Origin of the sequence: Streptomyces sp. NPDC047014 (assembly GCF_040644195.1) — a bacterium.
Classification (GTDB): domain Bacteria; phylum Actinomycetota; class Actinomycetes; order Streptomycetales; family Streptomycetaceae; genus Streptomyces.
The window spans coordinates 23,319-48,797 of record NZ_JBEYVX010000021.1 but is presented as its reverse complement, the minus strand read 5'-3'; the positions used below and the strand labels follow the sequence as shown (position 1 = coordinate 48,797).

21 protein-coding genes are annotated in these 25,479 nt (G+C 69.8%); 16 read left to right on the top strand and 5 right to left on the bottom strand.

Annotated features, from left to right (window positions below; genetic code table 11):
- The first annotated feature begins 267 nt into the window (after positions 1-267).
- Both ABZ873_RS15130 and ABZ873_RS15125 read left to right on the top strand, forming a co-directional pair.
- The gene (locus tag ABZ873_RS15130) at positions 268-1,002 is read left to right on the top strand and encodes an amino acid racemase (RefSeq protein WP_360870792.1); all 735 of its coding nucleotides are present in this window, start codon (positions 268-270) and stop codon (positions 1,000-1,002) included.
- A gap of 88 nt (positions 1,003-1,090) precedes the next feature.
- A complete protein-coding gene (locus ABZ873_RS15125; protein WP_360870789.1) occupies positions 1,091-2,764 on the top strand; it encodes a helix-turn-helix domain-containing protein in 1,674 nt (557 codons plus the stop codon).
- Positions 2,765-2,878: 114 nt separating this feature from the next.
- Here ABZ873_RS15125 and ABZ873_RS15120 read toward each other — a convergent pair whose 3' ends face one another.
- On the bottom strand, positions 2,879-3,493 hold the full coding sequence (locus ABZ873_RS15120; RefSeq protein WP_360870787.1) for an isochorismatase family protein: 615 nt from the start codon (positions 3,491-3,493) through the stop codon (positions 2,879-2,881).
- 144 nt (positions 3,494-3,637) lie between these two features.
- Between ABZ873_RS15120 and ABZ873_RS15115 the strand changes: the two genes are divergently transcribed.
- The 11 genes from ABZ873_RS15115 to menC all read left to right on the top strand — a co-directional run bounded on the left by ABZ873_RS15115 (position 3,638) and on the right by menC (position 16,502).
- Positions 3,638-4,963 carry a serine hydrolase domain-containing protein gene (locus ABZ873_RS15115; RefSeq protein ID WP_360870784.1) on the top strand — a complete coding sequence of 442 codons (1,326 nt, stop codon included), beginning with the start codon at positions 3,638-3,640 and terminating at the stop codon, positions 4,961-4,963.
- Between the two features lie 21 nt (positions 4,964-4,984).
- On the top strand, positions 4,985-5,923 hold the full coding sequence (locus ABZ873_RS15110; RefSeq protein ID WP_360870781.1) for a serine hydrolase: 939 nt from the start codon (positions 4,985-4,987) through the stop codon (positions 5,921-5,923).
- On the top strand, positions 5,914-6,828 hold the full coding sequence (locus tag ABZ873_RS15105) for a serine hydrolase (RefSeq protein WP_360870778.1): 915 nt from the start codon (positions 5,914-5,916) through the stop codon (positions 6,826-6,828). Before ABZ873_RS15110 ends, ABZ873_RS15105 begins: the two co-directional genes overlap by 10 nt.
- A gap of 226 nt (positions 6,829-7,054) precedes the next feature.
- On the top strand, positions 7,055-8,638 hold the full coding sequence (locus ABZ873_RS15100) for an ABC transporter substrate-binding protein (protein WP_360870775.1): 1,584 nt from the start codon (positions 7,055-7,057) through the stop codon (positions 8,636-8,638).
- Positions 8,635-9,654, top strand: coding sequence for an ABC transporter permease (locus ABZ873_RS15095; RefSeq protein WP_360870772.1), 1,020 nt, complete (start codon positions 8,635-8,637; stop codon positions 9,652-9,654). The genes ABZ873_RS15100 and ABZ873_RS15095 overlap by 4 nt, the downstream gene beginning before the upstream one ends.
- A complete protein-coding gene (locus ABZ873_RS15090) occupies positions 9,654-11,471 on the top strand; it encodes a dipeptide/oligopeptide/nickel ABC transporter permease/ATP-binding protein (protein ID WP_360870768.1) in 1,818 nt (605 codons plus the stop codon). The genes ABZ873_RS15095 and ABZ873_RS15090 overlap by 1 nt, the downstream gene beginning before the upstream one ends.
- Entirely contained in the window at positions 11,468-12,160 is a 693-nt protein-coding gene (locus tag ABZ873_RS15085) for an ATP-binding cassette domain-containing protein (RefSeq protein WP_360870765.1), read from the top strand. The genes ABZ873_RS15090 and ABZ873_RS15085 overlap by 4 nt, the downstream gene beginning before the upstream one ends.
- Positions 12,161-12,241: 81 nt before the next feature.
- Positions 12,242-13,264, top strand: a complete 1,023-nt coding sequence (locus tag ABZ873_RS15080) for a membrane dipeptidase (RefSeq protein ID WP_360870930.1) — start codon at positions 12,242-12,244, stop codon at positions 13,262-13,264.
- A 242-nt stretch (positions 13,265-13,506) separates the two neighbouring features.
- Positions 13,507-14,589 carry a M20 family metallopeptidase gene (locus tag ABZ873_RS15075; protein ID WP_360870928.1) on the top strand — a complete coding sequence of 361 codons (1,083 nt, stop codon included), beginning with the start codon at positions 13,507-13,509 and terminating at the stop codon, positions 14,587-14,589.
- Complete coding sequence (locus ABZ873_RS15070) at positions 14,586-15,365, top strand: GNAT family N-acetyltransferase (RefSeq protein WP_360870762.1); 780 nt, start codon at positions 14,586-14,588, stop codon at positions 15,363-15,365. Before ABZ873_RS15075 ends, ABZ873_RS15070 begins: the two co-directional genes overlap by 4 nt.
- Positions 15,366-15,389: 24 nt before the next feature.
- Positions 15,390-16,502, top strand: coding sequence for an o-succinylbenzoate synthase (menC, locus tag ABZ873_RS15065; protein ID WP_360870759.1), 1,113 nt, complete (start codon positions 15,390-15,392; stop codon positions 16,500-16,502).
- Between the two features lie 765 nt (positions 16,503-17,267).
- Here menC and ABZ873_RS15060 read toward each other — a convergent pair.
- The 4 genes from ABZ873_RS15060 to ABZ873_RS15045 are packed head-to-tail and all read right to left on the bottom strand — an operon-like array spanning position 17,268 to position 23,513.
- Positions 17,268-19,568 carry a TniQ family protein gene (locus ABZ873_RS15060; protein WP_360870756.1) on the bottom strand — a complete coding sequence of 767 codons (2,301 nt, stop codon included), beginning with the start codon at positions 19,566-19,568 and terminating at the stop codon, positions 17,268-17,270.
- Positions 19,565-20,674, bottom strand: coding sequence for a TniB family NTP-binding protein (locus ABZ873_RS15055; protein ID WP_360870753.1), 1,110 nt, complete (start codon positions 20,672-20,674; stop codon positions 19,565-19,567). Before ABZ873_RS15055 ends, ABZ873_RS15060 begins: the two co-directional genes overlap by 4 nt.
- Positions 20,671-22,794 carry a helix-turn-helix domain-containing protein gene (locus ABZ873_RS15050; RefSeq protein WP_360870750.1) on the bottom strand — a complete coding sequence of 708 codons (2,124 nt, stop codon included), beginning with the start codon at positions 22,792-22,794 and terminating at the stop codon, positions 20,671-20,673. Before ABZ873_RS15050 ends, ABZ873_RS15055 begins: the two co-directional genes overlap by 4 nt.
- On the bottom strand, positions 22,791-23,513 hold the full coding sequence (locus tag ABZ873_RS15045) for a TnsA-like heteromeric transposase endonuclease subunit (RefSeq protein ID WP_360870747.1): 723 nt from the start codon (positions 23,511-23,513) through the stop codon (positions 22,791-22,793). Before ABZ873_RS15045 ends, ABZ873_RS15050 begins: the two co-directional genes overlap by 4 nt.
- A gap of 322 nt (positions 23,514-23,835) precedes the next feature.
- Here ABZ873_RS15045 and ABZ873_RS15040 point away from each other — a divergent pair, with 322 nt between their 5' ends.
- From ABZ873_RS15040 to ABZ873_RS15030, 3 genes are all read left to right on the top strand, one after another.
- Complete coding sequence (locus tag ABZ873_RS15040; RefSeq protein WP_360870744.1) at positions 23,836-24,195, top strand: DUF317 domain-containing protein; 360 nt, start codon at positions 23,836-23,838, stop codon at positions 24,193-24,195.
- A 93-nt stretch (positions 24,196-24,288) separates the two neighbouring features.
- Positions 24,289-24,615, top strand: a complete 327-nt coding sequence (locus tag ABZ873_RS15035; RefSeq protein ID WP_360870741.1) for a hypothetical protein — start codon at positions 24,289-24,291, stop codon at positions 24,613-24,615.
- A gap of 15 nt (positions 24,616-24,630) precedes the next feature.
- Entirely contained in the window at positions 24,631-25,410 is a 780-nt protein-coding gene (locus tag ABZ873_RS15030; protein WP_360870925.1) for a DUF317 domain-containing protein, read from the top strand.
- Positions 25,411-25,479 lie beyond the last annotated feature (69 nt).

Sequence of the window (25,479 nt, the reverse complement as noted above, 5' to 3'; positions counted from 1 at the left end):
GCGTTGACGATCAGCAGGCCGGGACGGGCGACGGAAGAAGGCCAGTGAAACGGGCGCCCGGGCGTAGGAGTTCGGTGTAGGCCACAGCTCTGGTGCGGCCACTTCGTCGGTGCGACCCAATGCCTCGTCCGGCTCGGGGACGCTCGGCCCCCGGTACCAATCCGGGCCGCACCTTTTGGCGTCGCCCACGACATGGCGTCGAGGCGATCGGACCACGATCGCGGGAGGCCCCGCGGACGACGGCGGGAAACGGAAAGGCTGCCCCGCATGCGTCACGTCAACCGTCCGACCCTCGGCATTCTCGGCGGGATGGGCCCCCTGGCCACGGCCGACTTCTACCGCCGGCTCGTCGAGCGCACCCCGGCCGGATCCGACCAGGCGCATCTGCCCGTCCTCATGTGGGCCGATCCCGCCGTGCCCGACCGCACCGCGGCACTGCTCGGCGAGGGTCCGTCTCCCGTGCCCGCCCTGGTCGAGGGGGCCCGCTGGCTCCAGCGCGCGGGAGTCAGCTGCATTGCCGTCCCCTGCAACACCGCGCATGCCTATGCCGAGCAGCTGTCCAGGGCCACAGGGGTCGAGGTACTCGACATGATCAGGGCCGCACTGGAGGCAGCGGCCCGCCGCACGCCCGGCCTGGAGCGAGTGGGCATCCTCGCCACCCGCGGAACGCGCCTGACCGGCCTGTACGAGCGGACCGGCGCCCGGCTCGGCCTCGACGTGGTCCAGGTGCCCGGCCCCGTACAGGAGAGGTACGTGGACGCCGCGATCCGCGCGGTGAAGGGCGGCGCCGACCCCGCCGGGCCCACACGTTGGATCGCTACGGCGGCCGACAGCCTCAAGGAGCGGGGCGCGCAGGCGGTCGTCGCCGCCTGCACGGAGATCCCGCTGATCAGCGGACAGGCCGCGCGTGTGCTGCCGCTGGTCGACTCGACCGACGCCCTCGCCGAAGCCGCCGTCGCCCGCCTGTGGCGCCCGGTGCCCAGCCCCGCCTGCGGTTCGTAGGGGAGGACGAACCGGTTGACGTATCCTCGTCCGCACGTACCACGTCGTAGGGCTACGGCAGCCCTAACCTGCGGAGATGATCAGGCACATGTCGACGCACCCCGCCCGAAGCCTCAGCCGGGTGCTCGAGGACTTCGGCCACACCCTCCTGGACCTGCTGTACGGCGACCCCGACGCGGCCGGTGAGATCGGCGGCGTCGGCATCCACGATCCGTACGACGAGCAGCACTACCCGGAGCGCGCCATCGTGCTCGGCGTCGGTGTCCACGGCGCGGAGGAGATCGGCCGGCTCCTGCGGCACCTCGCCACGCTCGGTGCCACCGCTCTCGTTGTCCGCGGCCCCGTCGAGGACGCCGACGAGCTGGAACCGGTCGTGAGCGAGACCGGCGTCGCGCTGTTCGCCCTGACCCGCGGCGCCTCCTGGGCCCAGCTGGCGGCGATGCTGCGCACCCTGCTCTCCGAAGGCGACGTCGGGGAGTCCGAGGAGCAGACCCTGGGCGGTGTGCCGTCCGGGGACCTGTTCGCCCTGGCCAACGCGATCGCCACCCTGCTGGACGCTCCCATCACCATCGAGGACCGCCGCTCCCGCATCCTGGCCTTCTCCGGCCGGCAGGACGAGGCGGACGCCCCGCGGGTGGAGAGCATCCTGGCCCGCCAGGTCCCCGAGCGTTACCTGCGGATCCACGAGGAGCACGGCGTCTTCAAGGAGCTGTATCGCAGCGAGGGCCTGGTGCACGTGCCGGCGCCGACCCTCGGTGACGAGGTGGCACTGCCGCGGGTCGCCGTGGCCGTGCGTGCCGGTGACGAGTTTCTCGGATCCGTGTGGGCGGCGCTGCGCAAGCCGCTCACCCCGGAACGCGAGAAGGCGTTCCTGGAGGCGGCCAAGCTTGTGGCCCTCCACATGCTCCGTTACCGGGCCGGCACGGACGCGGAGAACCGGCTGCGCGCCGACCTCGTATCAACCGCTCTGGAGGGCGGTGCCGGGGCGGTCGAGGCACTCGGCCGGCTCGGTCTCGTCGACGAACCGACCCTCGTCATGGCCATGGGGCTCGCACCCGAGCGTGGCGAGGACCACGCACATGTCACGGCCGAGCGCCAGCGCCTGGCCTCCGCCCTGGCCGTGCACCTCACCGCCGTACAGCCGCGGTCCGCCGTGGCACTGCTCGGCGACGTGGCCTACGCGCTCTTCCCCGTGCCCGGCGACAGCACCCACGCCAGGGAGCGCGCCCTGCACGTCGCGTCGAACTTCCTCCAGCGCACCGGCGACCGGGCCGGCGCCGTCATAGGGATCGGCTCGGTGGCCGGGGAACCCTCCACGCTCCCGCGTTCCCGCGCCAACGCCGACCGGGCACTGCGCGTGCTGTTCACCGGCCAGACCGGAAAGCACGCGGCCTCGATCTCCGATGTGTACGTCAACGCCCTGCTGCTGGAGATGCGGGATCTCGCGGTCGCCAACCGGGACGAGCTCTCGGGTCCCCTCGCGCGACTGGCGGCCTACGACGCCAAGCACAACGCCCACCTCATCGAGACACTGCGTGCCTGGCTGGACGCCTTCGGAGACGTGATCACTGCCTCCGCCAGCGTGTTCGTCCACCCCAACACCTTCCGCTACCGCATCCGCCGGGTCGCCGAGGTGGGGCAGATCGACCTGCAGGACTCCTCCGCCCGCTTTGCCGCGATGCTCCAGCTGCGCCTGATGGCCATGGACGACAACGGTGGGGCCCGCCCCGGAGGAACGGCGCCCCTCTCACCAACCGACTGACGGGCGCCGCCGGGCTCAGGGCTCACCCCGCTGGATCTGCGCCGAACACGCCGACGCCGAGCACCACCGCTCCAGCGAATACACAGGGCCCCGTGATCAATCCCTGGGGAGCTGTCAGAGGCGGACGCCCGGCGGGACTGTCAGCTCGGTGTGGGTGTCGTGGAAGGTGTCCGCGTACGCGATGGTGCGCACCCAGTCGTAGAACAGCTCCTTGGTGGACAGCGTCTCGATGCCCCGGGCTGCCAGGCGCCGCAGCCCCCGCTCGTGCGCCTGTCCGGGCGAGTAGGCGGCGTCGTCGACGACCACGACGCGCTTGCCGGCGTGGTGGAGCTGGATCGCGGAATGGGCGACGCAGATGTCGGTCTCGATGCCCACCAGGATCATGGTGGTGCGGCCCGTGGCTTCGATCGCGGCGGCGATATCGGGGTTGTCCCACACGGCGAAGGCGTTCTTGGGCAGCGTGACCGCCTTGGCCGGCAGCGCGTCGCGGATCTCCGGCACGGTGTGGCCGCTCGTACCGGGGTCTTCCTCGGTCACCACGACCGGAATGCCCAGACGGTCGGCCACCGACGTGATCCAGGCGATGCGCTGCACCATTTCGTGGAACCGCTGCCGGTCCACATCGCGCCGTTGCGGGGGGTAAAAGTTGCTCTGCACATCGATGATCACCAGCGCGGAGTCGTCACGGTCGATCAGCGGCATCTTCGTCTCCTCGTACTCCAGGTTCACGCCACACTAGAAAGCGAACCGGCTCCCTGAGTTGTCTGGGCATCCAAGCTGTGACCTGTTGGTTCGTATCGTGGAACCAACCATTCGGGGGTTCGTCGTGCGTACGCTGCGGGCCAAGTTCGACGGATCACTCGGAGGGTGTGCATGAAGGCCGACATGGAGCACTGGGCGAGCCGCCTGGCGGCGCTGGCCGCCGAGGCCAAGGTGCCCGGCGCCGGCCTGGCGTTCTGGCACGACGGCCAGGTACACCAGTGCGCCACCGGTGTCCTCAACACCGCGACCGGCGCCGCCGTGCTGACCGACTCGCTGTTCCAGATCGGCTCGATCACCAAAGTCTGGACAGCGACGCAGCTCATGCTCCTGTCCGAGCATGACCGCACCACCCTGGACACCCCTGTCGTCGACGTGCTGCCCGAGTTCCGGCTGGCTGACCAGCAGGCCGCGGCTGCCATCACGCTGCGGCATCTGCTCACCCACACCTCCGGCATCGACGGCGACCTGTTCCTGGACACCGGCCGAGGGGACGACTGCCTTCGGCGGTACGTCGAAGCGTGCGCCGGTGCGGAGCAGACCTTCCCGGTCGGGGACTCCCACTCGTACTGCAACTCCGGTTTCGTCATCGCCGGCCGGGTGATCGAACAGCTCACCGGCACCACCTGGGACCAGGCGCTGCGCGACCAGATCTGCGCGCCCCTGGGGCTGAACCACACCTGGACGCTGCCGGAGGATGTGCTGCGGTTCGGTGCCGCCGTCGGACACGACGATCACGGAGCCGTGGTGCCGCAGTGGGGACTGCCGCGGTCCGTCGGCCCGGCGGGGCTGATCTGCGCAACCGCCGCCGACGTGGTTGCCTTCGGCCGTGCCCACCTCACCCCGGGGGCCCTGCTCGCCGACCCGGCGGTGATGCGGCAGGCACAGGTCGACCTGCCCAATCCGTATGCCGGCGGGCATCAGTGGGGCATCGGCTGGAGCCTGGACGAGTGGGACGGCCGGCAGGTGGTCTCCCACACCGGGGACACCATCGGCCAGCACGCCGCCCTGTGGGTTCTGCCCGAGGTGGGGACCGTCATCGCCGTGCTGATCAACGGAGGCGACAGCGTCGCCTTCCAGCACCGCCTGGTCAGCGAACTCCTTCACGATCTGCACCAGCTCAGCGTGCCGGCGCTGCTCGGGCCGCCCGCCGAGCCGGTGGAGGTGGACGTGGACGCGTTCACCGGCGTTTACGAGCGCGCGGGCAGTCAGATCCACGTCACGTCCCACGAAGGGCGGCTGTGCCTGCGTACCGAACCCACGGGCATCCTGGTGGGTCTCGCGCAGCCGCGGGCCCTGGAGCTCACCGCGGTCGACGCCACCACCTTCGTCGGCCGCCCCGACGGCGACTCCATGTGGGACGCCGTGGTGTTCGAGAACCGCCCCGACGGTCGTTCCTACCTGCACTACAGCGGCCGCGCCACCCCCAAGATCCGCTGAACGAAACACGATCGGAGCCCCATGGCACCATCGCCCGCCGCCCCTCGGGCGGCTGCCGACCTCCAGGCGATCTTCGACGAGGCCCAGGTCGAAGGCTTCCTCCACGCCCGCGACATCGACACCGGCCGGGAGGTCGCCCTGCGGGCCGACGCCCCCGTCATCGTCGCCTCCCTCCGCAAGATCCCCATCGCGCTCGCCTACGCCCGCCTTGCGGCAGCCGGCTGGCTGGACCGGGCGGCGCGGCACACGATCACGGCCGTGAACCGCGAGGGCGGCGGCATCGGCACCGACAGCTGCCTGCACGACGTCACCATCAGCAATCGGGACCTGGCGTTCTTCATGCTCTCCATGAGCGACAACGCGGCCACCGACAAACTCATGGAGATCCTGGGAGCCGACCACGTGCGCGCCCTGGCCGCCGAACTCGGCTGCCCGCGGATACCGGTCGGGCGCTACCGAGACCTGTGGGACCCGGTCTGGGAAGAGCTGGACATCGACCCCGGCGGCGACATCGACGCCCAGCTCGAGAAAGTGAGCGAGGAGCGGATCCGGGGCCTGACCATGCTCGACCCCACCCGGTCCGCCTCCAGCACCCCGCGCGAGATCACCTCCCTGCTCACCGCGATCTGGCGCGATGAGGCCGGCCCGGCCGAAGCGTGCGCGGAGGTGCGCGATCTCATGAGCCGGCAGCTGTCCGCCCACCGCCTCATCGCCGGTTTCGACGACAAGGTCAAGGTCGCGGCGAAGAACGGCTCCCTGTGGGGCGTCCTCAACGAAGCCGGCGTCGTCGAGTACCCGGACGGCGGCCGCTACGCCGTCGCGGTCTTCCTGCGCACTCCCGCTCTCGGCGGCCGCAACCCCGCCGCCGACGCCGCCATCGCACGCGCGGCACGGGCGGCCGTCGACCACCTGCGCCGCACACCGGCCGACACCACACCCGAGGAGACGACATGTCCCTAGCCGCCCACGCGACCGGCGCCGACCAGGTCAGCACCGTGCTCTCGTACACCTTCGCGCAGGCCGGTGTCGAAGGCTTCGTCCACGCCCGTGACATCGACACCGGCACCGAGTTCGGTCACCACGCCGACTCCCCGGTCGTGCTGGCATCCGTCTTCAAGATCCCCATCGCGCTGGAGTACGCCCGCCAGGCGGCCGCAGGCCGACTGGACCGCGCCGCACACCACACCGTGACCGCGGCCTACCGGGCCGGGGGCAGCGGCACCGACGGATGCCTGTACGACGTCGAGATGAGCGCCCGCGACCTGGCGTTCATGATGATGACGATCAGCGACAACGCCGCGACCGATCTGCTCCTGGACGTCGTCGGCATCGACCGGGTTCGCCGGACCTTGGAAGAGCTCGGCTTCGCGGGGTTCGGGGTGTCCTCTTCTCGCGCTCTGGACGAGGACATCCGCCGCGAACTGGGCTTCGCGCCGGGCTCCTCCATCGATGACCAGCTCGCCGGCATCTCCGACGAGCGGCTGCTGGCCCTCGGCGTGAGCGACCCGGAACGCAGCCCGTCGAGCACCCCGCGCCAGGTGACCGCACTGCTGTCCGCGATCTGGCGCGACGAGGCCGGTCCGGCCGAGGCGTGCGCGGAGGTCCGCGGGATCATGAGCCAGCAGGTCTGGCAGCACCGTCTGGTGGCCGGCTTTCCCGAGGCAGGGGTGAGGATCGCCGGTAAGACGGGCACGGACTTCGCCGTCCGCAACGAGGCGGGCGTCGTCGAGTTCCCCGATGGCAAGCGCTATGCCGTGGGCGTGTTCCTGCGGACCTCGTCTGCGGCCGGCCGGCAGCCGCTCGCGGACCGGGCGGTCGGTCAGGCCGCCCGGGCCGTCATCGACCATCTGCGATCCCGACAGTGAAGCACCACACAGGCCGTAACCCCCGCCTGCCCCGGACCGCGAGCGCGGTCCGGGGCAGGCGCGTTTGCGAGCCGGGCGTGCGCAGCGGGCCGCCGGGCACAGCCCGGCCTCCACGACTTGGGGCGAGGATCCGAACTCAGCCCGTGGACTTTGTCGTCCCGTCTGAATCATTTCCGGCCAGCAATCGCGAATGTGGGGCCACCTTTCCGCCCCAAGGGAGCCCCCAATGAACAGAGCCCGAGCGGTTGCCGCGTGTCTCGCGGCGTCGCTGCTGGCGGCCGGCTGCGGCAGTGGCAGTGGCCAGGCCGGGACGGCCGGTGGTGACGCCTTCAGCTTCGCGATCAAGAGCGATCCCGGTCTGCTCGATCCGGCCCAGGTGCAGAACACCAACACCTACACCGCGTTGTCGCTGGCCTACGACACCCTGGTCACCATCGGGGCCGACGGCCGCGTCGTCTCGGGTCTCGCCGAGAAGTGGGACGTCAAGCCGTCCTCGGTCACCTTCACCCTGCGCCGGGACGTCACGTGCGCCGACGGCAGCCCGGTGACCGCGAGCACGATCGCCACGAACGTCGACCACATCACCGACCCGGCGACCAAGTCGCCCGCCTACGGAGTCGTGGTCCCCGAGGGGATGACCGCGAAAGCGGACGATGCGGCCGGCACGGTCACACTGTCGACGCCGGAGCCGTTCGCGTTCACCCTGCAGAGCACCCGCTACCTGTTCATCGTGTGCGGCAAGGGCCTCAAGGACCGCTCTGTGCTGGAGAGCGGCACTTCCGGATCGGGCCCCTTCCCGCTCACCTCCGTCCGGCCGAACCAGAGTTACACCTTCACCCGCCGCGACGGCTACACCTGGGGTCCTGGCGGGGCCACGACCTCCGACCCCGCCACGCCGGGCTCCGTCGTCCTCAAGGTCGTCGGCAGCGAGGCGACCACGGCGAACCTGCTGCTGTCGCACCAGCTGAACGCCGGGCAGTTCGCCGGCCCGGACCGGGCCCGGGTGACCAGAGTTCCGGGCATCACCACGACGGTGCAGTCCAACGGCACGCAGGAATTCTTCTTCCATCAGGGCGAGGGGCACCCCGGACACGACCCGGCCGTCCGCAAGGCTCTGCTCCAGGCCGTCGACCTGCACGATCTCGGGGCGATCGCCACCGGCGGCAGCGGCCGGCGGCCCACGGGCCTGGTGATGCAGCCGCGCCCCTGTCCCGGGGACACCGTCACCGGGCACCTTCCCGCCTTCGACCCGCGGGCCGCGGAGGCGGCCTTTGAGGCTGCGGGCTGGCACCGCTCGGGCGACGGCGTCCGCCGCAAGGATGGCCAGAGGCTCACCATCCGGATGATCTACGGCATCTCCGCCGGCGAAACCATGGCTGCCGCGGCCGAATACCTGGCCGACGTATGGAAGGGCATCGGTGTCGACGTGCGGCTGCGGGCCCTGTCGGACGCCGCCTACGGGGAGGTCGAAGCGGTCACCCAGGACTGGGACGTGAACTGGGTGCCGCTCGGCGTCACGCTGCCCACCCAGCTGCTCGGCGCGCTGTCCGGGCCGTTCACCCCCGACGGCGGCAACTTCGCCCACCTCACCAACACCGGGTACGAGCAGCTCACCGCCGAGGCGAGCAAGCTTCCCGGCACGTCGGGCTGCGACCAGTGGGCGCGGTCGGAGAGCGCCCTGTTCGACAGCGCCGACCTCATTCCCGTCGTCGACAAGACCCTCACCATCGCCGCGCACAACGCCACGTTCCGCATCACTGCGGGACTGTTCGACCCGACGTCGATCCGGATGACGGGAGCCGACAAGTGACCATCACCCTCACGGATGAGCCCACGAAGGCTCCCGTTCCGGCGCGGGGCGCCCGGCGGCTGACGCCGCTGTTCTTCGCCCGGCACCTGCTGCGGCTGGTCGTCTCCCTCGCCGTGCTCGTCGTGGCGTCGTTCGCGATGATCCACCTGATTCCCGGCGACCCGCTGCGGCACATGCTCGGCCCCGCCGCTCCCAAGGAACTCGTCGACGCCCGCCGGGCGGAACTCGGCCTGGACGACTCGCTGCCCGCCCAGTTCGTGCACTACGTCCAGCAGGTGTTCAGCGGCGATCTGGGTACGTCGTTCTTCTCCTCCCAGCCGGTGAGCGACATCATCGCCCAGGGCCTGCCCAACACCCTGGCTCTCGCCGTGCTCGCCACGGGCGTCGCGCTCGCCGTGGCGATCCCGCTCGGTCTGTGGGCCGCCGTACGCACCCACCAGGGGCGCCGACGCGGCACGGAGACGGCCTTCACCACGCTCACCGGTGCCGCGGTCGCCATCCCCGAGTACCTCTACGGCCTCGCGCTGCTGCTGGTGTTCGCCCTCGGGGCGGGGCTGCTCCCGCCGGCCGGCCTGACCGGCCCCGCCTCCTACGTCCTGCCCGTCACCGCCCTGTCGATCGCCCCCGCCGCGATGATCGCCCGCCTCGCCCGGGTGGAGACCCTGCGCGAACTGGACACCGACTACATGCGCCTGGCCCACGCCAAACGGCTGCCCGTCCGGCGGCTGTACGCGGTGCATCTGCTGCCCAACACCCTCACCGCGACCCTGACCATGGGCGGCCTGCTGCTCGGCGGGCTGATCACCGGAAGCGTGCTGGTGGAGAACGTCTTCGCCTGGCCGGGACTGGGCCAGCGGACGGTCGAGGCGATCACCCAGAAGGACTACCCCGTCGCGCAAGCCATGATCCTCGTCTACGGCGCGCTCGTTCTGGTCGTCAACTTCCTCGTCGACGTGGCTCTCGGCGTCCTCGACCCGAAGTCCTCCCTGTCCGCTCCCACCCGCCAGGAGGGCTGATGCGCCGCCTGCTCAGAAACCCCGCCGGCCTGCTCGGCGCCACCCTGGTCGGCGTCATGGTCCTGCTCGCCCTCATAGGCCCGCCGATCTGGGGGGAAGCCGCGACCCGCATCGACCCCGGCCAGATCAACCAGGGGGCGTCGAGTACGCACCTGCTGGGCACCGACGCCCTCGGCCGCGATCTGCTCGCCCGCACCCTGGTCGCCACCCGGCTCACCCTGGGCCTCGCCCTCCTGGCGACCTTGATCGGCACCATGTGCGGAGTCCTGCTCGGCGCGCTGCCCGCCCTCCTGCCACGCCTGGGCGGCCGGCTCGTCGTCGCCGCCGTCGACATCCTGGTCGCCTTCCCCGCCCTGCTGCTGGCGATGTTCACCGCCGTCGTCACCGGCCTCGGTGCGCAAGGCGCCGTGCTCGGCATCGGCGTCGCGCTCGCGCCGACCTTCGCCCGCCTCACCCACACCCTGACCGCGTCCATCGCGGGCGCCGACTACATCGCCGCCGCCCGCATGCTGCAGGTGCCCCGGCGCCGCATCCTGACCCGGCACATCCTGCCCAACATCGCCGAACCCCTCATCCTCAACACCGCCCAGGCGATGGGCGCCGCCCTGTTGGGCCTGTCGGCGATGTCGTTCCTCGGCATGGGCGTCCAGGCACCGTCCTACGACTGGGGACGGCTGCTGAACGAAGCGTTCGGCCACGTCTACATCACCCCCTCCGTCGTCGTCGCGCCCGCTACCGCGGTCGCCCTCGCCGGCCTCGGGTTCATGCTGCTGGGCGACACCTTCGCCAAGGCTGCCGGCGGCTCCCGCGACCCCGTGGGCAAGCCCGTCACCCCCGCGGTGGCCCCCGCCCACGACACGCCGGTGCCCGGCGCGGTCCTTGAGGTCCGCGATCTGACCGTCGCCCTTCCCGGCGGTGTCACCCCCGTGCGGCAGGTGTCGCTGACTGTGCGCGAGGGAGAGATCGTCGGTCTGGTCGGCGAATCGGGCAGCGGCAAGAGCATGACGGCCGCCGCGATCGGAAGAATCGTGCCCTACCCGGGCCTGGTAGGCAGCGCCCGCGCCCGGCTGTGCGGCACGGACCTGAACACTCTGAGCGATGCCGAGCGGCGCAAGCTGCTCGGATCGTCGCTGGCGATGGTCTTCCAGGACCCCACGTCCTCGCTCAACCCCGCCCTGCGCGTCGGAAGCCAGCTCGCCGAAGTGGCCACCCTGCACAACGGCGCCACCCGCACCGAGGCCCGTGTCCGCGCCGTCGAACGTCTCGACCGCGTCCGTATCAAGCGGCCCGAGCAGGTCGTACGGCAGTACCCGCACGAGCTGTCCGGCGGCATGCGCCAGCGAGCCGTCATCGCAATGGGCCTGATGGGCACCCCACGCCTGATCATCGCCGACGAGCCCACCACCGCCCTCGACGTCACCGTCCAGCGCGAAGTGATCAAAGTGTTGCGCGAGGTCGTCGACGACACCTCCGCCGGTGCCCTGTTCATCTCCCACGACATCGCCGTCGTCAGCGAACTGTGCGACCGGATCGCCGTGATGTACGCGGGCCGCATCGTCGAGGAACTCCCCGCAGGCGCCCTCCGCCACGCCCGCCACCCCTACACCCGGGCGCTGATCGGCTCTCTGCCGGACATGGACACCGACCGCTCCCGGCCGCTGGCCACCATCCCCGGCCGTCAGCCCGCCCCCGGTGACGTCAACGACGGGTGCGCCTTCGCCGACCGGTGTGCGCTGGCCACCGACCGGTGCTCGACCCGACCCGAACTCCTCACCACCACCGACAGCCACGCGGTGGCCTGCTGGGAGGCCCAGTGAACATCAGCAACGTGACCGTACGGTTCGGCTCCTTCACCGCCGTCGACAACGTCAGCCTCAAGGTGGCCGAGGGCCGTGTCACCGGCCTGGTCGGAGAATCCGGCTCAGGCAAGTCCACCCTGGCCCGCGCAGCCGCCGGCCTCACCTCCTACCAGGGAACGATCTCCGGCGTCGAACGCGGTCGCGTCCAGATGGTGTTCCAGGACCCGTACTCCTCGCTCAATCCGCGCATGAGCGTCGGCGACGCCATCGCCGAGGGCACCCGCGTCCCGCGCACCCAGCGGCCGACGGAGGTCGCGAAACTGCTCGAACTCGTCTCCCTCCCCTCCTCCTACGCGGGCAAGTACCCCCGCGAACTCTCCGGCGGCCAGCACCAGCGCGTGGCCATCGCCCGCGCACTGGCTGCCCGGCCGGAGGTGCTCATCGCCGACGAGATCACCTCCGCCCTCGACGTGTCCGTCCAGGGCTCCGTCCTCAACCTGATGCGCGACCTGCGCACCGAACTCGGCCTGACCATGCTGTTCATCTCGCACAACCTCGCCGTCGTCCGGTACGTGTGCGACGCCGTCGCCGTCATGCGCCACGGACACCTCGTGGAATCCGGACCGGTCGAGGACGTGATCACCAGCCCGCGGCACGAGTACACCCGCACCCTTCTGGCCGCGGTCCCGCGCCTGGCCCACTCCTGACCCCGCCCGCCCCGGTCCGCCGGCCGCCCCGCGCCCGGCCGCCGGCCCCCTCTTTGCCACTCCATGCGAAAGGCCCTGCCCGTGTCCCTGGACCTGCACCGCCGCGCCGTCGTCGCCGACGCGCACAACGACCTCCTTATGGCCGTCGCCGCCCGCCCCCCGAAGCGCTGGGGCAGCTTCTTCCGCGAACGCTGGCTGCCACAGCTGCGCGAGGGCGGTATCGACATCCAGGTCCTGCCCGTCTTCATCGACGACCAGTACCGGCCCGAAGGCGCGCTCCGGCAGACCCTCCGCATGATCGAATGCGCCCACGTCCTCACCGAGGCCAACGCCGACCAGGTCGCCCTGTGCCTGGACGGCGACGGCATCGACGCGGCCCTCGCCGAGGGCAAGACCGCTCTCGTCCTCGCCCTGGAGAGCGCCCCGGGCATCGACGCCTCCGTCGAACTCATCCCCACCCTCTTCCGGCTCGGCGTACGGATCGCCTCGATCGCCCACTGGGGACGCACCCCGCTCGCCGACGGCAGCCGTGAGGACGCCACCGGCAGCCGACTGACCGCACCCGGCGTCGAGGCGCTGCGAGAGATGGAGCGCCTCGGCATGCTCTTCGACATCTCCCACCTCGGCGCGAGCGGCGTCGCGCACGTCTTGGAACTGGCCACCCGGCCGCTCATCGCCACCCACTCGTGCGCCCGCGCCCTGCTCGACCACCACCGCAACCTCACCGACGAGCAGATCCGGGGTGTGGCCGCCACCGGCGGTGTGGTGTGCGTGAATTTCGTCCCGGACTTCCTCACCGACGACCAGACGAAAGTGAGCACCGACCGCATCGTCGACCACATCGAGCACGTCGTCTCCGTCTCCGGCATCGACCACGTCGGCCTCGGCTCGGACTTCGTACGCGAGGTCATGACGGACGTCACCCCGCCCTGCTGCGAGAACCTCGACGACGAGGATCCCATGTTCGACTTCCCGGGGTTGGAGGGCCCGGCGGGCATGCCCCTGGTCACCGAGGCGCTCGTCCGTAGGGGCCTGCCGGAAGAGGACGTCCTGAAGATTCTCGGCGGGAATATGCGGCAGCTCATGAACAAGCACATGGGCTGACACCACTCAGTCAAGAAGCCGAGGCGGTGCCCGGGGGGTCGCACGGACCCGCCGGGCACCGCCTCGCTCCTGGGGATTCGGGCCCGGGTACGAATCGGCCGCGCAGGTTGTCACCCCGCTACCAACCCGGCCCTGGCCTGCGTGTTTAGCGTGGCGCTCATCCCACCCTGGAGGACTCACCCGTGCCCATTGACCATGAATCCCTTCCCGCGAAAGCGGACCATATGGCGGGCCTTCACGCCATGCTCGCCGATCTCGAAGAACTCGTGACCTGCGAGTCCTTCTCCACCGACTACAAGGCGGTGGCCCGCAGCGCCCAGGTGGTCGCCGCCCAAGGCAGCCGCCTGCTCGGCGCCGCGCCCCGGATCCTGGACATCGAGGGTGTCACGCACGTCCAGTGGACCTTCGGAACGCCGCGCATTCTGCTGCTGGGCCATCACGACACCGTCTGGCCGATCGGCTCCCTCAAGACCCACCCTTGGTCGATCGAGCAGGGCATCGCCCGCGGCCCCGGCGTCTTCGACATGAAGGCCGGCCTGGTCCAGATGTTCCACGCCCTGGCCTCCCTGCCCTCCCTCGACGGCCTGTGCGTCCTGGTCACCGGCGACGAAGAGACCGGCTCGGACACCTCCCGCCAGCTCATCGAAGACATCGCGCGCCAGTGCACTGCCACCTTCGTCCTCGAACCCTCAGCCCCGGGCGGAGCGCTCAAGACCAGCCGCAAGGGCGTGTCCCTGTACGACATCACTGTCCACGGCCGCGCCGCCCACTCCGGCCTGGAGCCCGAGAAGGGCGTCAACGCGGCCACCGAACTCGCCCACCAGCTCCTCGCCCTCGAAGCCATCACCGGCACCGTCACCGCTTCCACCGGGCCCGGAACGACCATCACCCCAACCCTGATGTCGGCCGGCACCACGAACAACACCGTGCCCGCACGGGCCGAGCTGAACGTGGACGTCCGCGTATCCACCGCCGACGCGCAGGAAGCGGTCGACCAGCTCATCCGGACCCTGCAGCCGCAGATTCCCGGCGCCCGCCTCCAGATCGACGGCGGCCCCAACCGGCCCCCTCTGGACCCCGCCGACTCCCACAAGCTGTTCGCCCTGGCCAGCGAACTGGCCACGCAGCTGGATCTCGGCCCGCTGCAGCAGGCGGCCGTCGGCGGAGCATCCGACGGCAACTACACCGCCGGTGCCGGCTGCCCCACCCTCGACGGCCTCGGCGCCGTCGGCGACGGCGCCCACGCCGACCACGAACATGTCATCACCGCCACCATGCCGGCCCGCGCCCGGCTCCTGACCTACCTCGTCGGAGCACTGCAATGACCGGACCCGAAATCCGCGAACTCCACACCATGGAAGACCTTGACACCGTCGCCCTCCTCTACGCCGACATCTGGGGAACCGAGCCCGACAACTCGCCCATCTCCGCCGAGGTCATGCGAGCCCTGTCCCACGCCGGCAACTACGTCGCCGGAGCCTACGAAGACGGCAGCCTGGTCGGAGCGTCGGTCGCCTTCTACGGCGATCCCATAGGAATCAGCCTGCACTCACACATCACCGGCGCCACCCAGGGCCGCGGCGTGGGCCTGGCCCTCAAGCTGCACCAGCGACAGTGGGCCCTCGCCCGCGGACTCAAGCGGATCACCTGGACCTACGATCCGCTCATCCGCCGCAACGCCCACTTCAACCTCGTCAAGCTCGGCGCACGCCCCGAGGAGTACCTGACCTCCTTCTACGGCGCGATGGACGACGCCATCAACGGCGGCGACGAGTCCGACCGCGTCCTGACCGCCTGGGATCTCACCGCGCCCCCCGAACCCTCCGCACCTGAGGCGTCCGAGCTGCCTGCCCACGCCGTTCACGGCGTCCGCAACCACGACGGCCGTCCCGAAACCGGCACGACCGACGCCGACACCGTGCTCATCGACCTCCCCGACGACATCGAGGCTCTCCGCCAGCAGGATGCCGGAGCCGCCCGCGCCTGGCGGCTGGCCGTCCGCCACACCCTCGGCTCCCTGCTCGCCGAAGGAGCCCGCGTCGTCGGCTTCCACGACCGGCGCAGCTACGTCGTCCACCGCACCCCCACCCCCACCGCCTGAACACCCGCCTGGGAGCCACCACACATGAAGACGAAGATCTCCGGTATCGAGCTGCGCCGCATCGCGATGCCGCTCGTCGCCCCGTTCCGCACCTCCTTCGGCATCGAGACCAGCCGCGATGTGCTGCTGCTCCGCGTCGTCACCGCCGACGGAACCGAGGGCTGGGCCGAGTGCGCGGCCATGTCCGAGCCCCGCTACTGCTCCGAATACGTCGACGGAGCCCAGGACGTCCTGCGCAAGTTCCTCATCCCCGCCCTGCCCAAGGACAACATCGACGCCGCGGCAGTGGGACGGATCCTGAAGCCCTTCACCGGACACCACATGGCCAAAGCCGCGCTGGAGACCGCGGTGCTGGACGCCCAGCTCCGCCTCACCGGAGAGTCCTTCGCCTCGTACTTGGGCGCGTCCCGCGACCGCGTCCCCTGCGGCGTCTCGGTCGGCATTATGGACTCCATCCCCGAACTCCTCGACGCCGTGGAGGGCTACGTCTCCGAGGGTTACGTTCGGATCAAGCTGAAGATCGAACCCGGCTGGGACGTCGAGCCCGTGCGCGCCGTCCGTGAACGCTTCGGCGACGACCTGCTCCTCCAGGTCGACGCCAACGCCGCGTACACCCTCGTCGACGCCCAGCAGCTCGCCAAGCTGGACGACCTCGGTCTGCTCCTGATCGAACAGCCACTGGCCAACGACGACATGGTTCAGCACGCCCAGCTCACGAAGCTGCTGCGCACCCCGATCTGCCTGGACGAGTCCATCGAGTCCGCCGCCGACGCCGCCGCGGCGATCTCCCTCGGCGCCTGCTCCATCATCAACATCAAGCCCGCCCGTGTCGGCGGCTACCTCGAAGCCCGCCGCATCCACGACATCGCCCGCGCCCACGGCATCCCGGTCTGGTGCGGCGGCATGCTCGAGACCGGCATCGGGCGCGCTGCCAACGTCGCCCTCGCCGCCCTGCCCGGCTTCACCCTCCCCGGCGACACCTCCGGCTCGCACCGCTACTTCGCCACGGACATCACGGAACCGTTCGTCATCGCAGACGGACACCTCGACGTCCCGACCACCCCGGGACTGGGGGTCGAGCCGCTCCCCGACGTCCTGAAGGAGGTCACCCACTCCACCGAGTGGATCACTTTCTAACTCCTCCCACCGGAAACAGTTGACCCTCCCGAGGCTCCCTGGGCGCACGTGCGCCCAGGGAGCCTCGGTGCTGATACGGCACATGTCTCGTTCCAGGGAACGGATCTGCACGGCGTGATTGATACCCGAACACGAAGGAAAACGACCGCTATTCCGCCACAGTGGAACTACCGCACCGAGTGACGCCAGGAAAGCTTCCATCAGCTGAGCATCCACGACGTCACGCCGCCCGCCCGCCTTGTCAGCTCGACCAACCCTTCCAGCGCGACGGCGGGCGGGTACCCCGGTAGGGGAACGCGTCGCGGGCAGTGTCGGCGTTGAGGAGGTGAACTCCTGGACGGGTTCCTCGATGTCTGCGATCACACCTCTCGACTGGCACAGCCGCATGGAAGACTCCCCGAACAGTGCAGGCCCCGTGGCCCCCTCAACGCCTCCATTGTCAGCACCGCCTGGACCTGCGACGCCCCCAAGGCGATGGCCGACTTCTAACATCAGCACACCGGCTGGCCGATCATGACCGTCGAAGACACACACGCCATCAACGACACCGAGGACCAGATGCTCGTCTTCGCCCACCAGGACGGCTTCAAGGCCCCGAACTGACCCGCCGACCCCCTCCCCTTCCACTTCGCCTTCCGCATCGAGAACACCGAGGCCGCCGTCGCGCAGCTCCTGGCGGCGGGCGGCACCAAGCCTAACTTCCAACCTGACAAAGACCAGTGGACCGTCCTGTGGACCCCGCCGGCTCCGGCCAGCCCCTGTGCATCAGCCCCCTCCACACACACAAGCACTGACACGGTGTCCGCCACCGTCGCACCGCGGCAGTGGCGGACTGCCGCCGAGCGGACCGAGAGGGATCAGCTGGTCGGCAGCGACGCTGCCGTCACTTTCTCCTCGGACGACCCGGATACGAACCAGCAGGGCGCAGCCGGACGCCGTTCTTGAGGAAGGCGAGCCGGACGGCGGCGAGGCTGGTTCCTTCGCGGTCGGCGATGTCCTGGAGCGACAGGTGGTCCTGTTGGTACCAGATGCGCCACTGCCCCAGGCGGGTAGCGGTGTGCTGGGTACGGCGGAAGCGGGGTGGGCTCCAGTCGACGGGGTGCTTCGACAGCAGCCAGATGACGTGGGCCGTGGTGGTGCCCAGGCTGCGCGCGACCTGGGCGACGGAGAAGTCGCCGCTGGGCACGGCCTGGTGCAGCCGGGCGACGGTGATGCTGCCCGGATCGGGGCCGGGGAGTGTGAGGTGGCGCAGAGTGCGGGCGGGGAGCCGGGGTGTCCATTGGAGTGGTTCGTCGATGTGATGCTCGTCGAGGATCGCTTGAGCGGTGTGAGTGAGCAGTTCGGCTTCGGCAGGCAGGATCCGCCAGCGGGAGCGCTGGTACTGCTGGCGATGAGCCCGGCGGCCGGCGTGAGGTCCGGATGGGCGAGGTGCGGCGGCGATCCCGTCAGGGTGTGGAAGATCCAGTGCTGGGCGTGCGCGACGTTGGGGGCGCCGGTCGAGCGCAGGCGGCGCTGCAGATCGCTCCAGCAGCGTGGGTCGATGAAGCGGGCCTGGTTGGTGAACAGGGCGCGGCGGCGTGCGTAGTCGATGGGGGTGCCGTGCTGGTCGAGGTGGTCGGTCAGGAGGATCAGGGCGTGCAGGACGTCGGCGCAGTCACTGCGGCGGGTGAGGTCGGCGAGGAGCGTGGAGACGTTGTGGCTGGTGACTGTGGTGCCGGTCAGCCGGATGGCGGCCTGGATCGAGGTGGTGTTGCCGACGAGCAGACAGGCCACGGACAGGAGTTCGTCCGTGCGCTTTGTTGCTGGCCTGCCGTTGGGGTGGCGTGGGGACAGGCGCAGCGTCCACTCGGGCCACAGGGCTGATGGCAGCATGTCGGCCCTGGCGTCATGGTTGGCCGGAGACCTGGTGGAGTGGGCGGCGGTGCGGTGGCGCAGCCGGTAGACCGGCATGATCTGTGTCTCCCGGCTGCAGCGCAGGGACGCTTCGAGGACGGGTGAGAGCGTCCCGCCGACGGAGACGACGCCAGCGGGATAGAGGGGGCGGCCGGAGGCGGCGACCCGCTCGGTCAGCCACCGTGCGGCGTCGGCTGCCGCGGGGATGTCCGCGGCGCACAGGATGCGGAGCCCCGCGGTGGTTGCCACGGCGGTGGCCGCGGCGTCGTCGGGCGCGAAGTAGCTGTGCACGTCACTGCGCCGGATGTCCGGATGGCGTTGGGAACGCGCAGACAGCGGATGGGTCCGGTATTGCTCCAGCCGTTCGAGGACTTCAACCGGAGCCACACTGTGTACGTCGGCGTTCGTCGCGTGGTTGAGGACGAGTGCACCCAGGCTTTTCAGGTCTCGCAGCGCCGTCCGCAGGGGTACGCCGCTGGGACCGTACAGCGGCCATCGCGCCATCCGGTCCGGGGCCGCGAGGGCCGTGTCGATCAGGCGCTGCGTCTCTTCCAGGGCGCCGCCGGGCGTGAGGGCGGTGACCAGGGTGTCGGTCAGGGGGTGGTGGCAGCGTCGTGGGCGGGGGCCGCCGCTCAAGGCCGCGCTGGAGCACAGGCCGGGGCGGGGTACCTCCCGGCGGGGGTGGGAACGCAGTCGCGGCGTGCGTAGACAGGCCGGACAGCGGTCGGCGAGCAGGATGTGGTGACGGGTGCAGGCGAACGACCAGCCCAGTCGCCAGGTCAGCTGCCAGCGGCCGCCGGATTCCTCCAGGCAGGCTGGGCAGAACCGAGATCCTGCCCGTCCCCACAGGGCTTGCCGGTGCACCCGGCGCTGTCCGGGCACGATCTCCACCGCGTGGCCGTCGTACGGTTGCAGGGTCATGGCCGTGAGCACATCGGCGGCGACTCCGGTGACTTCGGTGATGACGGCCAGCTCGTTGGGAGTGGCCACGGTCGTCCAGCGGGGCAGGATCGGGGCGGCCACGGCCGGGTCACGGTTCGGGAGTCCGAGTGCGCCGAGCACGTCGGTGAAGGGACAGTTCAGCCTGGCGGCGAATGCCTCCAGCCAGGAGTCCAGAGCCTCGCCCGGATACGGGGCGTACCGGATCGGCAAGGTCCGCCGTGCCGAGTTCACGTGGGGGTCCGAACGCTGTGGGGACGGCTGGTGGCCTTCCCCGCCCGGAAGGCGTATTCGAGTTCGCGGCGGGCCTGTTCGGCGGCCTCGTCGTTGCGGACCTGGTCGAGGAGGTCTCTGGTGAGGCGTTCGGTGCCAGTGCGCTGGGCGCGTTGGCAGCCGCGGTTGACCAGCGTCATGAGGGAGCCGATGTGGCCGGTGCTGCGGGTGAAGAGATAGTCGGACAGGTCGTCGGCGAGCATGCCGGGATAGGCGTCGGACAGCACGAGACGCTGTTCCAGCGCTAGCAGGAGCTGACGCCACTGGAGGCGGCCCTGCTCGGTGCCGACGGTGAAGGGCGGCATGTCCAGGCGGGTCGTGCGCCGCCCGGTCTGGGCCAGTACTGTTTCGCCAAGGGCTTCGCCTTCGCTGAACAGGCCCTTGTCCGCGAGCCCGACGCCGACCTTCAGGAGGGTGACGGGGAACTCGTTGGCGATCCATTTCAGGTGGTTGCTGACCTCGATGCCGCTGGTCCTGCGCCACTTCAGGAAGTGCAGGTCGTCCAGGATCAGCAGGCGGACCTCGCAGGACAGCACGCAGTCCAGCGCCTGGAGCCCGAGCTGGGTGGCGGTGGACGTCTGGCGTCCGGGGTGACCGAAGAACTCCAGCATCGCCCGGTTCAGATCCTTCATGCCGGTGTTACCGGTCAGGCCCACCCGGCACACCGGCCAGCGCTCATGGCCCTGCGCGGTGAACGGGCCGCGCTCGGCGATCTCGCGGCGGTGAAACTCCCGGGCGAAGGCGAGCACCGCGGTGGTCTTGCCCAGCCCCGGAAAGGCGTCCACCGCCACGGCACCCTTGGCCTTGTCGCCGTCTTGCTGGTTGCTGTCGACGATGTCCCACAGGTCCTCGTGCAGCGCCGCGAGCTGAGGGGTGCGAAGCGGACCCAGGTTGGCGTGCCACTCGCGCCGGACGAGGTCGTACTCCGCCCGCGCCGACGGACTGAGCGCGGCCAGCTGTCCACGGGTGAGCGGGTCCGGCCGGCGTCGGCGTGGAGCGTCCGCGAACGCCTTGAAGTCCTCCTTCCGGGACAACGACGCGCAGGCCAGCGACGGCCGGGCACTCATGCGTCGTCCAGGGCGGCGGCGTAGAAAGCGTCGAGGTCCGCCTCGTCGTCATCGCCGCCTTCCGACTCCGCTTGATCCGGTGAGGTCTCCTGGCTGGGGCTGAGCGGGAGGCCCTGCCCCAGGGCGCGGCGGACGGACGGCAGCGCCACCACAGAAGACCCTTCAGTAGTGGGAAGGTCGATGGCGGCCTGCTCCCGCGACAGCCGCAGGGCCATACGCCGCTCGGCGAGGGTATTACCCAGCCCCAGGCTCCAGCGTTCCAGCAGGTCGGCGACAGCCAGCCGGTCGTCGGGGTAGCGGTACTTCGCCGCGGCCAGCTTCCGCGCGAACGCCAGGGCGTCCTCGCTCAACGGCATCTCCACGCTGGGAGCATGCTCCCAGCGCAGCGTGTGCCACCTGCGATCATCGGGATCACGGAAGTAGATCCGGGTGATGTCGTCGGGATCCACCTGGAACGGCCAGCCGTTCTTCACCGGCCCCCGGTAGGGACTGCGGACCCCTTTCAGCTTGGTGAGGGCCGACCCGTTGTACCGACGCCGGTCGATCTCAACCCCATAGTGCTGGACCGTGCGCCACTTCGTCTGGAGAAACTCGAACGCCAGGTCCGGATCACGGGGCGCCTCGATGTACCCGGCCCGAGCCACGCCGTGCTCGAACATCGTGGCCGGCGACATCCGCAGCCCCGGCACGCCCGGATCGACGAGCGCCGAATGCGGCCGATGGTGATAGACGACCGCCACCCACTCCCGGATGATCGCCTCCAGCTCGTCCAGGTAGAAGAACGCCTCCGCCTCCGGACGCTCACCCCGGCCGTGAATGTCCGGGCCCTTGTAGCCGGGAAGGGCCTGCAGCAGATCTTCTCGCAGTGTGCGGAAGAACCGCTCGACCGGCCCCTTGTCCCGGCCCGTCCTCAGCCGTGCGGGCTGGATCGAGATCCCCATCCGCCGGCACACGCTCGTCAGGTGCACCGAGACGTAGACCTTGCCGTGGTCGACGACCAGCGTCTCCGGCACCATCGCCCGTCCCGCGAGCCCCGGCCCGTCCGCGGCATCGACGTCCACCAGCACCGACCGCGGGATCCCGTGCTCCGGCCACACCGCGTGCCGGGGCCAGTCCCTCCCCGCCGGCCGAGGACGGAACGCCTGGTAGAGCACGGCACTGACATCGACCGACTTCGTTGCGACTGGTGTCACCCGGATCCCCGTGATGCACCGCGTGTACCAGTCCATCCCGACGCTGAGCTCCGCCTGTACCCAGCGCAGCGTGACCGGGTCAAACGCGAAGACGTCCAGCCGGGTCGAGTCCATCAGCAGGTACTCGCCCGGCCGCGTCGGCCGCAGCTTTCCGTACGCGCCCTCCGGGCGGTCGGCGATGTCCCGGTTCCGCTTCGCACTCAGCCGGAACAACGGATGCCGCCGTTCCAGACCCTCCAGCACTCGAAACGCAGTCGCCCGGCTCGGCTGCGGCACCACCTCCGGACCGAACCGGGCAACCACCCGCGCCCGCGTCCGCTCAATCACCAGCGTCCGCGACGGCTTCGACTGGCCGGTGTATTCGACCATCACTTCCAGAGCGGTCTCCACCCACCGGTCATCGACCGACGGCTGCCTCGGCACGGACAGACCACGCTTTGAGACGAGGCCGGCCTCACCATGGCGCCGAAAGTCCGCGACCCACTGCTTGACCGACCGAACCGATACTCCCAGTTCCCGAGCCTTCGCCGCGTACCGGGCCTCGGCCGGCTCACTCGCCCCGTATTCCGTGCGTGGCTCCCCTTCGCGTGGGAGTTCCGCGCTGCCCGAGCGGTAGCCCGTCAGGACCTCGCGGACATGCTCCGCTCGCTCCAGGACTTTCCGGCGCTCGTCAGCACGCAGCTGACTCAGGACAACCGAGGCGATCTCCCCGGCGTCCTCTGCTGACGGACCGGCCTGGTCAGGGACGATCTCGGCACGATCGGAGAACAACAGCTCTTTCAAGGACAGCCGTCGGACGCGCCCATGCCCGTCCTTGAGGACCACTTCGTTCCCCGCAGTCGTCGCCGCCAGCTCGACCACTTCGACGGTCTCCCCGTCGTAGCGGAATCGCGTACCGACCCCTACACGAGCACCGGCCCTGCTCATGCTGCCTGCCACAGGATGTGGGAGGGCCGCAGTGGCCGGTCAAGATCGGTAACGAGACTCTGCGTCCAGAGCAGATGATGGATGGCTGACCGAACCTGGGAGGCCGGATGCACAGGCAAGTACGAAGCAGCCTGCCCCAAGGGCACTCCATGAAGGTCGGCTTCGCGAAGGTCCTGTAACAGCGCGGTACTGAACAGCCACTCCCTGCGGAAGCCCGCCAGGAATCGGACGTTCTCCAGCTCTCCGGTCGGAGGCTCGCTCCAGACCTCGTACTTCCATCCACGCGCTTCCACCGCCCGCCGGGTCCAACCGAAAGTGAACACGACCTCGGGCCTGGACAGACGATGCAGAGGCTTGACGTCGACGATCACTGGCACCTCATCGGTGAGGAGGAGAAAGTCGGGAACGTGCCTGCGGAGCTTCCCCTCCAGGACGGTCTGAAGCAGGAACGGCTGAGCCACGATTCCATGCACGCTGGGATCGAAATCCGCGAAAAGCAGTCGAGCCAGCTCCAGACGCGACTCGTAGATCACGTGGCTCCGCAAAGTCGCTGACCAATAGGCACCCGAGTAGTGCTTCTGCCCTCGGTACCAGCGAAACATCCGCCACGGTGCTGCAGAGGCCAACCGCTCCTCGGAAACGGATGACCAGACGTACTCCTCAACAGCGTCGCCGTTATCGCAGCGCACTCTGGCCACGACTTCCGCAGCAATGCCCACGACGTACCCCCATCCAGACCATGGTCCGTACGACCAGACTGCCCACCGCCGAGAGAACGCACCTAACCGAGAAGCGAGGTAGCTCGAAAGGGTGAACGCGCCGGCCTGCTTGTCTCATGAGCGCTGCATAAATGCAGTCGATATGAACCAGAGGATGAGACTGTGCAGCGAAACGTGAGGCCCTACAGCACACCAGGAAAGTCGAGTTCGCCGGTGGCAGACAGGAAAGATCCTGCAAGGGCTGGTGCGGCGCTGCACTGCATGTCAACCTAGACGACCTTCCCATGATTGGGAGTCTTCCCAGGTCAGAGAGGTGATGCTTGTGACGGTGGAACTGTCAAACGCCGGATTCCGCACCAGTATCGAGAAGTTGCGTTTGCATAGCTGGCTTCTGGGCCCCGGGCAGGCGACCGAGGTCATCGACTGCTTCCCTGAGGCGAACGGCGACTTCAACCTCATCGTCGATGACCGGGCCGACACCCATATCTCTTCGGCTGACGGGAGGCTGTATCTCGGCTGGTTTCCCGATGGACGGCCCGGAGCTGAGGAGGAGGGCTGGGTCCTCGCTGTCACCGGCACCGCGGAGGTTCCCGGTTACCGCGTCGTCTTCGATCCGCAGACCCCTGCACGGTTCGTGGCCGCCATCGTTTCCGAGGTGCTCGCCACCGCTCGCCGGTTGTAGCACCCACGCTCTTCCTCCACCGTGGTCTGCTCCCGCAGGCCGCGCGATGCACATCCGCATCCACCACAGCGAGTTCCACCCGTGAGGAGAACCGTGACCCTTGAAGTCGAGCTCGGCGCCGAGATGACCGTCGCCGATCTGATGAAACACCTGTCCATGGCGGATCCTTCCGCCCGCGTCCGGCTCGGGATCAACCCGTTCGCTCCCATGGCCCACAGGATGGGCACCGTGACCGCGGACACGGACCAGGACGGCCGACCGGTCGTCTATCTGGCCGAGGACGCGCAGGCGGTGCAGTACGGATACCTCCCCCGGCCGGTCGCCGAGTCCCTGACCTGGATGCCTCCTGTCGAGCCGCCGGCCTGCAGACGGCGGCTGCGCGCCGTCTCCGACGCCGGTACGCGCCGTCAAATCCCATAACGCCAAGGAGCACTTCTGCCCCCGTCCCCTGATTCCTCTTCCTTTCCCGCGTACTGGGTCACCCCACGCCATCTCGCCGGTGACGACGGCCTCCTCGCCGACCAGGTCGGCTCCCACCTCGCTGCTGCGGGCTGGACCAGCCTCACGCTCGTCCGGGGCCGACGCGAGCCGGATGAGTCCGACGACGCCCGGCAGGTTCTTCGCAGCACTGTCCTGTACGTTGCTCCGGACGCGCTGAGCTGGGCGCAGTGGGTACTGGCCGACGAGCCCATCCTTTTGGGCGACCAGCCGGTGGCATGGACGGTCTCTGCCCGCGCCACACCCGAGAGCCTTCCCCAGTGGAGCGCCTACTTCTCCGCCGGCACGCCGCACGAGGCCGTCACCGACTTCCTGTTCGCGCTGGAGGACCGCCCGGATCCCGCCCACGGCTACGCCGGACCGCAGGCGGTGCTCGACGCATTGGCGGGCGCTGGCTGGGTCCGCGACGTCGATACTCCGGCCGTCATGTCCGACCCGCGGATGGCGGCCAGCATGGCCTTCACGACGCTGCCGGCCGAGGGCATCCAGGACGGCGACCCGCTCGTCCTCGATCCTGAGGGAGAGGCAGCGGGGTGGCAGGCGTGGTGCGAACCGAGGATGGGCGCCGGACTGCTGTGGGCCGCCATGTTCTCCGCGAGTACGCCGCATGATCTCGTTGCTGCTTTTGCCAGCTCTCTGGCCTCGCCCGCACCGGTGCTCCGCCACACCCTGCCGGGGAGCAGCGCAGGCCAGCTCACTGTGAAGCCGACTGCCTGATTTGCCGACGGCCGGACCCCTTTTGGGTCCGGCCGTCGGCCTTTGCGTCTCGCTGCGGTCATTGATCGA

Excerpts from the sequence above, each read along its gene's own strand:
- ABZ873_RS15130 (WP_360870792.1), top strand. The coding sequence starts at position 268 with ATGCGTCACGTCAACCGTCCGACCCTCGGCATTCTCGGCGGGATGGGC.
- ABZ873_RS15125 (WP_360870789.1), top strand. The coding sequence starts at position 1,091 with ATGTCGACGCACCCCGCCCGAAGCCTCAGCCGGGTGCTCGAGGACTTC.
- ABZ873_RS15115 (WP_360870784.1), top strand. The coding sequence starts at position 3,638 with ATGAAGGCCGACATGGAGCACTGGGCGAGCCGCCTGGCGGCGCTGGCC.
- ABZ873_RS15110 (WP_360870781.1), top strand. The coding sequence starts at position 4,985 with ATGGCACCATCGCCCGCCGCCCCTCGGGCGGCTGCCGACCTCCAGGCG.
- ABZ873_RS15105 (WP_360870778.1), top strand. The coding sequence starts at position 5,914 with ATGTCCCTAGCCGCCCACGCGACCGGCGCCGACCAGGTCAGCACCGTG.
- ABZ873_RS15100 (WP_360870775.1), top strand. The coding sequence starts at position 7,055 with ATGAACAGAGCCCGAGCGGTTGCCGCGTGTCTCGCGGCGTCGCTGCTG.
- ABZ873_RS15090 (WP_360870768.1), top strand. The coding sequence starts at position 9,654 with ATGCGCCGCCTGCTCAGAAACCCCGCCGGCCTGCTCGGCGCCACCCTG.
- ABZ873_RS15075 (WP_360870928.1), top strand. The coding sequence starts at position 13,507 with ATGCTCGCCGATCTCGAAGAACTCGTGACCTGCGAGTCCTTCTCCACC.
- ABZ873_RS15070 (WP_360870762.1), top strand. The coding sequence starts at position 14,586 with ATGACCGGACCCGAAATCCGCGAACTCCACACCATGGAAGACCTTGAC.
- menC (WP_360870759.1), top strand. The coding sequence starts at position 15,390 with ATGAAGACGAAGATCTCCGGTATCGAGCTGCGCCGCATCGCGATGCCG.
- ABZ873_RS15055 (WP_360870753.1), bottom strand. The coding sequence starts at position 20,674 with ATGAGTGCCCGGCCGTCGCTGGCCTGCGCGTCGTTGTCCCGGAAGGAG.
- ABZ873_RS15050 (WP_360870750.1), bottom strand. The coding sequence starts at position 22,794 with ATGAGCAGGGCCGGTGCTCGTGTAGGGGTCGGTACGCGATTCCGCTAC.